This window comes from Alteromonas gracilis (assembly GCF_043642145.1).
Taxonomy (GTDB): Bacteria; Pseudomonadota; Gammaproteobacteria; order Enterobacterales; family Alteromonadaceae; genus Alteromonas; species Alteromonas gracilis_B.
In genome coordinates this window covers 194,247-206,213 of the sequence record NZ_JBHZRZ010000001.1, presented here as the reverse complement: position 1 = coordinate 206,213, position 11,967 = coordinate 194,247, and the positions used below count along the sequence as shown (strand labels likewise).

The following is an 11,967-nucleotide window of genomic DNA, read 5'->3' as shown; positions in this document are numbered from 1 at the left end:
AGAAATTAAATGGAAGATCAGTTACGTTTATTTTTACTCCTTGGAGGCACGGTATTTATTATCGCAGTGCTTGCCCATGGTATTTGGAAAATTCGTAAAAATAGTAAGCCAACAGAAAAAGAGCGCTTAGAGCCGCGTCAATGGCAGGACACTGACGACGACAATGATTATGAGTCTGACAGCAAAGAAGGCTTTGACGAACTGGGTATTGGTGCCGTAAGGGTTGTGGGTAAAGAGCAAGCTTATGATAGTGGGTCGTCAACGCATGATGTAAACGACGATCATTCACAACATGGTGATACTTTTGAAAGCGATCATAACCGCTTATCTCAAACTTCCTCGCACCAACACCATCAAGACAGCGATGAAGGTGAAGAGCAGCAAGCTATGCAGAGTCTAAACAAGGGTTCCGATGTTGATTTAAATGAAAATCAGGCTGAAGAGCCTAAGTTGTACGGTTCAGTGGTAACGAACCCTAAGCCACACATGAAGGGGCAATCGCGCTTCTCGGAATCAGCACCGGGCAAGATTGATAACAACGTTGCGGCGTTTCCAGAGCCTCCTGGTTTTTTGCTGAAAGAGGGGAGCGAGGATACTGTTGACGAAAACGGCAGTTTTGAAGACGTCCGCCGTACATCACAAGGTAACGCTCAAGATATATCGAGAGAAACTGAAGATACAACTGGGTCAGCACAAGCCAATGAGCATCAACGCTCAGTAAACCGAAGTGACAGAGATGGCGAGGAATTTCGTGTTGAACCAACACGTGCTGCGCAAAAGTTTTATGTTGACCCAACGCTTGAAGAAGCCCCTGAATTGCAAAAAACGCCAGCTAGGAATGAGCGAGAAGTAGCAGATTTCAGTTTGGATGCGCCTGAAGAGTCGTTCTCTTCAAGCGAATTGCAAGGTGAAGCAGAACAGACAAAACGCTTTGCGCGTAGTAAACGAAACAAATCGTCTGTTAGAAGACGTGAAGAGCCTAATTTCGGTGACGATCAAATGCGCATCGACTTCGACACTAGTGAGGCTTCAACTGATTATCAGCAAGAGAGCTTTAGTGCGAATGCATCTGATGACCGTAGTGCGGGTAACGAACGTGCTCAAGAAACAGCGAAATCGCCGTCTGTTGAGCCTGAAGTGTTGGTGCTCAATGTCAGAATGCCAGAGGGTGAACCCATTGCAGGTGCTGCTTTGCTTCCCATGTTACTAACACTTGGTTTTAAGTTTGGCGATCAAGACATATTCCATCGCCATGTTAATTCTAATGGTAAGGGGCCAGTACTGTTTAGTCTCGCTAACATGTTTAAGCCTGGCGTTTTTGATATCGATAACCTTGAGAACTTTGAAACACAAGGCGTTTCGTTGTTTATGATATTGCCTATTGAAGGCGATCCACATCAAGTATTTAACATGATGCATAATGCCGCTCGTAAGCTAGCTGATGAATTCGGCGCTCAAGTCTTAGATGGGCGACGTAGCGTCTTGACCAAGCAGGGATTACAGCAATACGTTGAGAAAATTCGTGAATTTGAACGCAAACGAATGATAGCTCGTAATTAGCGTAAATGTAGTGAGCAAAACAGGCTTTACGTTCATTAGTTTGAGGAAAGCTTAATGGTAAAAGGACTTGGTTAACACCCAGGCCCTTTTCCATTATTAGGCGCGTTGGCAAGACTGATTAAGTCATGTTCTGATCGTTTCTATTTTATTCATCAGCTTTTGCAGCCACACTTTAAGAACCATAGTAGCCCGAACGCAGTTCTCCCCAGGCTACATACCGTAAAACATTTAAACAATTAAAAGGCGTGACAACACACCCATGTCTGACACTTTAGAGCAAGCAACCAAGAAAGTTGCAGAACTTCGCAATACTTTAAATGAATACAACTACCAGTATTACGTTTTAGACGATCCATCTGTTCCCGATGCGGTTTACGACCGAGATATGCAGGCGCTAATTGCGCTTGAAAAACATTATCCCGCGCTTATGAGCCCTAATTCGCCTAGCCAAAAAGTGGGAGGCGCTGCACTGTCTGCGTTTGAACAGGTGACGCACGACGTACCTATGTTATCGCTAGATAATGCCTTTGATGAAGCGTCGCTGCTTGCATTTGAAAAGCGACTTAAAGACAGGTTGAAAGATTCAGCGAGCCTGAGTTTTAGTTGTGAGCCTAAATTAGATGGCCTTGCAGTAAGCATCTTATACGAGAATGGTGAATTAGTTCGAGCGGCAACGCGGGGTGACGGCCAAGTTGGAGAGAACATCACCGCCAACGTGCGTACAATTTCTAACGTGCCATTGACATTACGCGGGGAAAATTACCCACAGCGCGTAGAAGTGCGCGGAGAAGTTTTTATGCCTCGAGACGGTTTTGCAAAGTTAAACGAGCACCAAAAAGAAACGGGTGGAAAAGTATTTGCGAACCCTCGTAATGCAGCCGCGGGAAGTTTGCGTCAGCTTGATTCGAAGATTACTGCTAAACGCCCATTGATGTTTTACGCCTATTCGCTAGGTGTTGTTCAGCCAGAAAGCTTTGACCTGCCAACTACACATAGCGAACGCTTGATTCAATTAGGTAAGTGGGGAATGCCGCTTTGCCCGGATATTGACACGGCAGAGGGCGGTAAGGGTTGCTTAGATTATTACAATCATATTCTACAAAAACGAGATAACTTGGCGTATGACATCGATGGTGTTGTATTTAAAGTTAATCGTATTGATTTACAAACGACGCTTGGTTTCGTGGCCCGTGCTCCACGCTGGGCAATTGCACAGAAGTTTCCCGCACAAGAAGAAGTAACCAAGCTTCTAGACGTGGAGTTTCAAGTAGGGCGAACTGGCGCAATTACCCCTGTTGCGCGCTTAGAGCCTGTTTTTGTTGGCGGCGTAACCGTGTCTAACGCTACGCTGCATAACCAAGATGAAATTATGCGCTTGGGCGTGAAAATTGGCGACACCGTGGTGATTCGCCGTGCTGGAGATGTGATTCCACAGGTTGTTTCCGTGGTTGAAGCCAATCGCGAAGGTAGTGAAAGCGATATTCAGTTTCCTAGCCAATGCCCCGTTTGTAATTCACAAGTAGAAAAGCTTGAAGACGAAGCTGTTGCGCGTTGTACTGGGGGGCTTATTTGTGCGGCGCAACGTAAGCAAGCGCTTAAGCATTTTGCTTCTCGTAAAGCTTTTGACATCGATGGTCTTGGCGACAAGTTAGTAGACCAACTAGTAGATGCCGACCTTGTACACAGTCCCGCTGACTTTTTCACGCTTTCATTAGGCGATGTTGTGGGGCTTGAACGAATGGCGGAGAAATCGGCCAGTAAATTATTATCGTCTCTTGAGGCGTCCAAACAAACCACTCTTGCTAAGTTTCTGTATGCGCTGGGTATCAGAGAGGTCGGAGAAGCAACCGCTGCTAACCTAGCGGCACATTTTGAAACGCTAGACGCTATACGTGAAGCCACGTTAGAGGCATTAGTTGAAGTTCAAGATGTGGGCGAGGTAGTCGCTACTCATATTTTCAATTTCTTTAATGAATCTCACAATACCGAAGTCATAGATGCACTTTTAAAAGAAGGTATCAATTGGCCCGCAATAGAAAAACCAGATGCGGACAACCTTCCACTGGAAGGCAAAACGTGTGTTATTACAGGCACGCTGAATGAAATGGGCCGTTCTGATGCTAAAGCACGCTTACAGATATTAGGCGCTAAAGTAGCTGGCTCGGTAAGTAAAAATACTGACTTCTTGGTTGCTGGCGAGAAAGCGGGTTCTAAATTGACGAAAGCACAAGAATTAGATGTTGAGGTATGGGACGAAGCTGCACTTATTGCCTTTCTTGCAGAGCATGAGAAATAAACAGTCAGAAGATACACCTTGTTAGGGCTTTATTGTCATTCATTTGCCCTAACAAGCACCAGTGTTACAAACAAAAACGCCACATCAATGATGTGGCGTTTTTGCGTTTAACTCTTGGCGTTATTTATTGCGCCTCTTGGCTGCGTAATTGACGCCTTCTTTCCCAAGCTTTTCTCACTTGAAAACGCCACACCCAGTTTAATGAAAAATACCCAGCTAGGCCAAACACCACGGAGCAAATGCCGCAGCCCACTAAAAACGCTGGCCCAATTGTATTGATGCTCTCTACAACCCATTGCCAGCTGAATTGAAATTCGAAGTGCTCAGGTTTGGTCCCAAGTACAGTAGTGCCCACCTTATAAGCACCATAAAATATAGGGGGAATGGTGAAAGGGTTTGTCACCCAAACCGTTGCAACAGACAAGGGTAAATTTGCTCGAAACGGAATAGCCAGCCCGGCAGAAAGCCACATTTGAAATGGCACAGGCCAGAAAGCGAAGAATAAGCCAATACCGAACGCTCCAGATGCAGAACGACGGTTCAAATGCCAAAGGTTCGGTTCGTGAAGCACGTTACCAAAAATCTTTAAGGCTTTGTTTTGCTTAATGCTCTGGTGGTCTGGCAAAAAACGTCGAATAAATTTCTTAGGCATAAATATCAATGCATCTCGAAAATAAAAACAAAAATGACAGAGCATGGACTTCTGTAACATGCCAATGCACTTGTCACAGCCATTAACTGTCATTGCTACGTGAAAACATGGTCAATCGTATCACAATTTGGTTAAGCTGTTTTTGCGCGGGCGCAATAAGTGCTGTTTTCTGGCAAAAACTACCCAGTCTAGACAGTATGGCGGTGATAACCGCTATACTTATTATTGTTGGTGTTGTTAACTTGCTATCTCAGTACTACAACGCAGATCAACAAACTACATTGGGAGCTCTGCTTTGTACGGCCGTTAGCGGTTTGCTAGTGGGTGTACTTTGGGTGGCGAGTGTAGGGCATTTTTACTACGCTTGGCAACTGCCCCACGGGAAAATTCAACAAGATGTCACAATTTCCGGGCGAGTCATCTCTGGTGGTTGTGCAGCTTCACCTGCTAGCCGTACGCTTGACACTTATCATTATATCGTTGCTATTGAGACATTGAATAATCATAGCACCGCCACATTGCTAAAAAATATCCCTTTAAAAGACGCGCTAACTTTCGTTTTTGATTTTAAAGTCAGGTTAACACATGCCCATTATTCAAAGGTGAGTGAGGTTCCAAAGAACCACGTATCCGATACCCATTCTCACGACCATAACCATGGTGCCTATAAACAACCAAAGTTTGGCTTAGCCGCTTATAACAATAGAACAGAATGTCTTAACAACGGGGATAGATTCACGGCGGTAGTTAAACTGAAGCCAGCTTACGGCTTAGCAAATCCCATAGGATTTAATCGACAACAGCATTTGGTTAGTCAATTTGTTCACGCTACAGGCTATATTAAATCAGTTTCATCAATTCAGTCTTCACACCATCACAGCGAGCGCCGCGCATTAGCAAAAACATTGTCGTATTTACAGCTAGAGCATAAGGCATGGTGGAATGCATTACTGTTGGGAGATAAACGTGCATTTACCAATGATGACTGGACGTTACTTCAACGCACAGGCACAGGTCATCTATTTAGTATTTCTGGTATGCACCTTTCTATAGTCGCTGGCGTGTGTCTTCTTCTGCTAAACCCTTTGGTTTTTACTTTTGCTCAGGCGGTTGGAAGGCCTGTTACCAAGCTTGAAATGATGTTGCAAAGTTGGCCTGGGTTTAAATTTGTTGCTCCCGTGAGAATTCTGGTGTTTTGTGTGGTTATGGCTAGTTGTGCTTTTTATGTGTTGTTAAGTGGCAGCGCACTACCTGTAGTACGTGCATTTATTTTACTCTGCATAGGCTGTCTATTGTCCACGGCGCGGTTAGTTTGGCGACCGCTTAATATAGGGTTAGCTATGCTGGCGTTGAGCTTACTGTTTTTTCCTTTATCAATGTTAGGAGCCAGCTTTTATCTAAGTATTGGTGCAGTTTTTTTTATTTGGTTTTTAGTTTGTGTTTTAGGACTGCATCGCGGTACTTGGTATACAGTTTTATTGAAGCTACAAATTGCGCTAAGCGTGTTTATGATGCCATTGACTCTGATTTGGTTTGGGAGCGTAAGTTTTATTGCGATAATCGCAAATTTAATTGCTTTACCCATTATCACTTTGTTAATGCCTATTTCTTTGTTTTCGCTGCTATCTTTGCATTATTTGAACATTGAATTTGTTAATCGCATAAGTGTGCTAGTACTTCAATACTGCGATCTGCTTTTTGGATACTTGTTGCACCTGCTAGATAAGCTCAGCAGGTTCAATTGGAGCGCCGTTAACCTTTTAATTGATAGTGGGGCAGCAATATGTGCGGTAGGGGCGATTGTACTGGTCATGTTACCCAGTTGGCGCTTCAAAGCTTTATGTTCGTTGCTGCTTTTTATTCCAGCTGTAAGCGGTGTAGTAGGCTGGCAACCGCAACACGGCGAAAGTTGGACGCTTCATGTAATGGACGCTGGACAAGCAAGTGCCATAATGGTGACCAAAGGTGAAAGGGCAATAATAATAGACTCGGGGGCACAGTATAATGGTGTTGCCCAAACGGCTTCGCAACACATGCTTCCGCTTCTAGAAAAGCTAAAAGTACAGTCTATCGATCATGTGATCCATACGCACAGCGATAACGATCACGCTGGCGGTGCAATGACACTTAAGCAACACGTAAAGACTGCAAACGCTGCATTCTATTCGCCTACTAATGGGTGTGAACGTGGTAAGGTTTTCATTTGGCAAGGCCTTACCATCCAATTCATGTGGCCACTAAAAGGGAATACACTGGATACAAATGCCACTTCTTGCGTAGTCAAAATACATGACACAATGGGTAGTGTTTTAATCCCTGGTGACATTGAAAAGAGCAGCGAGTATGCCTTAATTGTACACGAGCAAAAGATAGGCTCTTTCGCTTTAAATTCAGACATACTGATAGCGCCTCACCATGGCAGCAAAACATCTTCAACTGATATTTTTATCAAAAAAGTGAACCCGCGAGCCGTTATATTTACTCAAGGCTTCGAGAATCGCTGGAAGTTTCCAGCTAAGTCAGTGGCTAAGCGGTATGAAAACAACGAGGTAACCCAGTATTTAACAAGCTATCATGGCTATACAAGGGTTACATTTAACAAGATAAACTTTAAAATCGAAACCCAGCGAGTCAATTTGAAAAAACGTTGGTATTTACAAGCGAGGGCACCTAGACATTTGCTGCGGTGAATGCTCGCATGGTACAAGCCTTTAAATGGCAGTGAAGTGCCCACACATTATCCAGCTAGTTGGCAGATTAACCAATTTTGCCGCTATATTAGTGAATTAGAGTGAGAACGAGTACAATACGTTTAACGCGTTTTTGTTAACGTTTCAAACAGGTTAAAAAAACTACATGCAACAAGCCGACAACTCGGATTATCAAATTAAGCGATTTTTACAGTATTTAAAAGCGTACAAAGTTCCTTTCGTCTTTGCCATTATTGGAATGATTGGTTACTCCGCTGTAGATACATTCGTTTTCTCTCAGCTACAGCCAATGATTGATGAATCTTTGGGCAAGAACGACCGTGATTATTTGCGATTAGCCGCCTACGCTATTGTGCCGCTGTTTCTCCTACGTGGTGTTTTCAACTTTATGGGCAGCTACACGCTAAGCTGGATAGGCGCACAAGTCGTCATGCGTATGCGTCAGCAACTGTTTGAAAAATATATTCATTTGCCTGTGTCATTCCACGATAATCACGCCGTTGGGGGCTTAATAAGTAAGGTAACGTACGACACTGAACAAGTGGCAAATGCTTCTGGCAAAGCTCTTCTAACACTGGTGCGCGAAGGCGCGCTGGTTATCGGCTTACTTTGTGTCATGTTTTATTATTCGTGGCAGTTGTCTCTCATTTTTCTTTTAATTGGGCCTGTCGTTGCAATCATTGTATCTATCGTTAGTAAACGTTTTAGGGTGGTTAGTAAGAACATTCAGCAGTCGATGGGAAATTTAACCTCTTCTGTCGAACAGGCAGTGAGAGGGCATAAAGTGGTAATCATGTTCGGTGGCCAAGATATTGAACGTGAGCGTTTTGCGCAGAAAAATAATCATAATCGCCAACAATCAATGAAACTCAACGTTACGTCTATTTTAAGTGTATCGTCTATTCAGGTCATTGCATCGATTGCTCTTGCCGTTGTGCTGTTTATTGCTAGTACCCCCGGTATGTTGGAAAAGCTAACCGCAGGTGTATTTATAAACGTGGTTTTCTGCATGGTTATGCTGCTTAAACCCCTTAAGCAGTTGACAACAATTAACAACCAGTTTCAAAAGGGCATGGCAGCGTGTACCAGTATTTTTGAAATACTTGATGAGGCTGACGAAGAAGATAAAGGTCAAACTAAGATTGAACGCGCTAAGGGGAAAATAGAGTTCGATGACGTGACGTTCTCTTACCCTGGAAAACAGACCCCGGCATTATCAAACGTTAGCTTTACCGCGAAACCTGGCCAGTCTATAGCATTAGTAGGGCGCTCGGGAAGCGGGAAATCAACAATATCATCACTGCTAACACGATTTTACGTACCGCAAGAAGGGCAAATTCGCTTAGATGACACGGTACTTAACGATATCGACCTAAAAGACTTACGCGCGCAATTTGCTGTGGTTTCCCAAAACGTGACCTTGTTTAATGACACTATAGCAAACAATATTGCCTATGGCGCGCGACAAAACGTGTCGCGCGACGACATCAAAAATGCGGCTAAAATGGCGCACGTCGAGGAATTTTTGGGCAATTTGCCAGACGGTTTAGATACCGTAATTGGGGAAAATGGGTTAATGCTTTCTGGTGGACAGCGTCAGCGCCTTGCAATCGCGCGGGCGATTCTAGCTGAGGCACCCATACTCATATTGGATGAAGCAACGTCAGCCCTAGATACTGAATCAGAACGCCTAATACAAGATGCACTGGTAGCGCTTCAAAAACGATGCACGAGTATTGTCGTAGCCCATCGCTTATCAACCATTGAAAGCGCAGATTGCATAATGGTGGTCGAACAAGGTCGTATTATTGAGCAAGGTAAGCACAATGAACTGCTAGCAAAAGGCGGACATTACGCTCAGTTACACGCCCTTCAGTTTGGTGAAAGTAAGTGAGCGACAAACAGATTAAAACACTGCACGACAAGTGGTATTTTGGCCATGCACTAGTCTGGCTTCTTTCACCTTTTGCACTGCTGTTTTACTTTGTGTCGGCTATTCGAAGACTGCTATTTAAATTAGGCATCAAAAATACGTTTAAGGCGAATGTGCCTGTTATTGTAGTTGGAAATATTTCTGTTGGAGGTAATGGTAAGACGCCCGTTGTTTTAGCATTAGCCGAGTATTACCAAAAGCAGGGCATTAAAGTTGGAATTTTAAGTCGTGGTTATGGGGCTAAATCACCCATTTATCCGCGGTTAGTGAAGGCAGATGATGCAGCCTCAGAAGTAGGGGACGAACCCCGGTTGCTAGCAATTAGAAGTCAATGCGATGTTGTTATTGACCCTGTGCGAGCACGTGGCGCAGCATACTTAAGCGATGAATTACAATGTCAGTTGATCATTTGTGACGATGGCCTTCAGCATTACGCGCTACATCGCGACATTGAATTGGTTGTGATGGACGACAGAAAAGTAGGCAGTGGATTCTTGCTTCCTATGGGGCCGCTGCGAGAGGGGCAGTGGCGACTGGGTAAAGTTGATGCCCTAATACATAACAGTCGCTCAATGCCCACGTTTGAAACCCCCGTTGCTCCTCAATTCTTAATGACATTGGTACCAGGAGATTTCACTTCTGTTTCAAATAGAGTAAGAACGAACACACTCGAGGAGATTAGAAAAGTACCTTGCAGCGCTATAGCGGGCATCGGTTCTCCTCAGCGTTTTTTCAGCCAGCTCAAAGAGATGGGGATTCAACTTTCACAAGCGATTCCCTTGGCTGATCATAACGCTATTGCGCCTTCTGACCTCCCAAGCAACAGAGTTCTGATGACAGAAAAAGATGCAGTGAAAATAGCATCATTTGCTCATGAAGATTGTTGGTTCTTACCAGTAACTGCGCACTTAGCGCCAGATTTTTTCAATTTAATCAACGTCAAACTGGCTAAGGCAGGTTTGACCATTCATCAAAGCGGACAGGAATAATAACAATGGCATTTGATAAAAAGCTTTTAGAAGTTTTGGCTTGCCCAGTGTGCAAAGGAAAACTAGTACTTAGTGAGGACAACGCTAAATTAGTGTGTCGTTTCGACCGTTTGGCGTTTGATATTAAGGACGGAATTCCAGTTCTTATTGAAAGCAAAGCAACAGAACTGTCGTTAGACGAATTAGACGCTACGCGCTAATTTAATGTAATTCTAAGTGGTAAATAGGGGCTAAAAACATATGTCATTTACCGTAGTGATTCCCGCTCGATTTGGTTCTAGCCGATTTCCTGGCAAACCTCTTGCTCTAATTGGTGGAAAGCCAATGATTCAGCATGTTGTTGAACGCGCTAAAGAAGCAGGGGCTGACAACATCATTGTTGCCACAGACGATGAGCGCATCCAAAATGTTGTCGTTGGTTTTGCACAGGTTTGTATGACATCTTTAAACCACCAATCAGGCACTGAGCGCATCGCTGAAGTCATTGAAAAAGAAAATATTCCGAGTTCCACTATTGTTGTTAACGTGCAAGGTGATGAGCCGTTTATTCCGGCTGAAAACATCAGGCAGGTTGCAAATAATTTGGCAAATGCTCCTCAATGCCAAATGGCGACGCTTTCAACACCCATCGCGAGCGTGGAAGATGTATTTAACCCCAATATTGTAAAAGTGCTAGTGAACGAAAAAGGTGAGTCGATTTACTTTTCTCGTTCTCCTATTCCTTTTGAGCGCGATCATATGATGGCAAACCCGAAATCGGCAAATGTTGCTCATTACAAACGCCACATTGGTATTTATGCGTATCGCGCTAATTATGTGAAACAGTATGTTGCTTATGCACCAAGTCAACTTGAACAAATTGAGTCGTTAGAACAACTTCGTGCTATTTGGTATGGCGATAAAATTCATTGCGAGGTAGCCACTGCGCCCCCGCCCATTGGAATTGATACACCGGAAGATCTAGAAAGACTTTTAAATACTATAAGTTAACGAGATACGAGTGCTGGTGTAAGTCTAGTCCATTTATGCTAAGCGCACTAAGACGAACCAAAAATCAGCCGAATCTTACAATAAGTTGATAAAAACAAAGAAACGTAAACACACTGTAACAAGGGAATCGTTATGAACGTAGTTATTACTGGAGGCAACCGCGGTATAGGGCTAGCGCTTACCAAGCAATACAAAGCTCGAGGTGCCAAAGTTTCTGCCACATGCCGTAATAGTTGTGATGAATTAAACAATGCTGGTGTCACAATCATTAAAGGCGTTGATGTTTCACAACCAGAAATGCTGGCGGAAAAACTTGCACCATTGACGGATGTGAAAATTGATTTACTTATCAATAATGCTGGTGTGTTGGGCCGCGAAAGCCTTGACGACTGGGACCCAAATACCATCGATTATCAATTTCGCGTTAATGCCCTGGGGCCGCTTTTAGTCACTCAAACGCTTATGTCATCTATGGCTGAAAACAGCAAAGTGGCGCTAATTACCAGTCGCATGGGTTCAATGGCTGATAACGGGTCTGGCGGCTATTACGGATATCGCATGTCCAAAGCTGCGCTCAATGCTGCAGGGGTGTCGATGGCTAATGATCTCAAACCAAAGGGCATTGCGGTAGGCATTTTCCACCCTGGGTTTGTGCAAACGGAAATGGTAAACGGTGCTGGCGATATCGATGCAGACACATGTGCTGAACGTTTAGCAGCGCGCATCGATGAGTTGAACTTAGACAATGCTGGGCGATTCATTCATTCAAATGGCGAAATACTGCCATGGTAGCCTAAGCATTTAGAAATCCAGCGCTTACTGCTAGGTGAGCGCTT

At 44.1% G+C, this 11,967-nt stretch carries 9 protein-coding genes; 8 read left to right on the top strand and 1 reads right to left on the bottom strand.

The annotated features are described in order from the left end of the window. The first annotated feature begins 9 nt into the window (after positions 1-9). Both zipA and ligA read left to right on the top strand, forming a co-directional pair. The gene (gene zipA, locus ACHUFN_RS00840) at positions 10-1,560 is read left to right on the top strand and encodes a cell division protein ZipA (protein WP_394220381.1); all 1,551 of its coding nucleotides are present in this window, start codon (positions 10-12) and stop codon (positions 1,558-1,560) included. Between the two features lie 259 nt (positions 1,561-1,819). Then, the gene (gene ligA, locus ACHUFN_RS00835) at positions 1,820-3,856 is read left to right on the top strand and encodes an NAD-dependent DNA ligase LigA (protein WP_394220379.1); all 2,037 of its coding nucleotides are present in this window, start codon (positions 1,820-1,822) and stop codon (positions 3,854-3,856) included. A 124-nt stretch (positions 3,857-3,980) separates the two neighbouring features. Here ligA and ACHUFN_RS00830 read toward each other — a convergent pair whose 3' ends face one another. Beyond that, on the bottom strand, positions 3,981-4,508 hold the full coding sequence (locus ACHUFN_RS00830) for a DUF2062 domain-containing protein (protein WP_394220378.1): 528 nt from the start codon (positions 4,506-4,508) through the stop codon (positions 3,981-3,983). Positions 4,509-4,615: 107 nt separating this feature from the next. Between ACHUFN_RS00830 and ACHUFN_RS00825 the strand changes: the two genes are divergently transcribed. The 6 genes from ACHUFN_RS00825 to ACHUFN_RS00800 all read left to right on the top strand — a co-directional run bounded on the left by ACHUFN_RS00825 (position 4,616) and on the right by ACHUFN_RS00800 (position 11,923). Then, the gene (locus ACHUFN_RS00825; RefSeq protein ID WP_394220377.1) at positions 4,616-7,198 is read left to right on the top strand and encodes a DNA internalization-related competence protein ComEC/Rec2; all 2,583 of its coding nucleotides are present in this window, start codon (positions 4,616-4,618) and stop codon (positions 7,196-7,198) included. Between the two features lie 166 nt (positions 7,199-7,364). Beyond that, positions 7,365-9,113, top strand: coding sequence for a lipid A export permease/ATP-binding protein MsbA (gene msbA, locus ACHUFN_RS00820; RefSeq protein ID WP_394220375.1), 1,749 nt, complete (start codon positions 7,365-7,367; stop codon positions 9,111-9,113). Continuing rightward, complete coding sequence (gene lpxK, locus ACHUFN_RS00815) at positions 9,110-10,141, top strand: tetraacyldisaccharide 4'-kinase (protein WP_394220373.1); 1,032 nt, start codon at positions 9,110-9,112, stop codon at positions 10,139-10,141. The genes msbA and lpxK overlap by 4 nt, the downstream gene beginning before the upstream one ends. A gap of 5 nt (positions 10,142-10,146) precedes the next feature. Next, positions 10,147-10,341: a Trm112 family protein gene (locus tag ACHUFN_RS00810; protein WP_394220372.1), complete on the top strand. Its 195-nt coding sequence runs from the start codon at positions 10,147-10,149 to the stop codon at positions 10,339-10,341. A gap of 40 nt (positions 10,342-10,381) precedes the next feature. Continuing rightward, on the top strand, positions 10,382-11,131 hold the full coding sequence (kdsB, locus tag ACHUFN_RS00805; protein ID WP_394220371.1) for a 3-deoxy-manno-octulosonate cytidylyltransferase: 750 nt from the start codon (positions 10,382-10,384) through the stop codon (positions 11,129-11,131). Between the two features lie 132 nt (positions 11,132-11,263). After that, on the top strand, positions 11,264-11,923 hold the full coding sequence (locus ACHUFN_RS00800) for an SDR family oxidoreductase (RefSeq protein ID WP_394220370.1): 660 nt from the start codon (positions 11,264-11,266) through the stop codon (positions 11,921-11,923). Positions 11,924-11,967 lie beyond the last annotated feature (44 nt).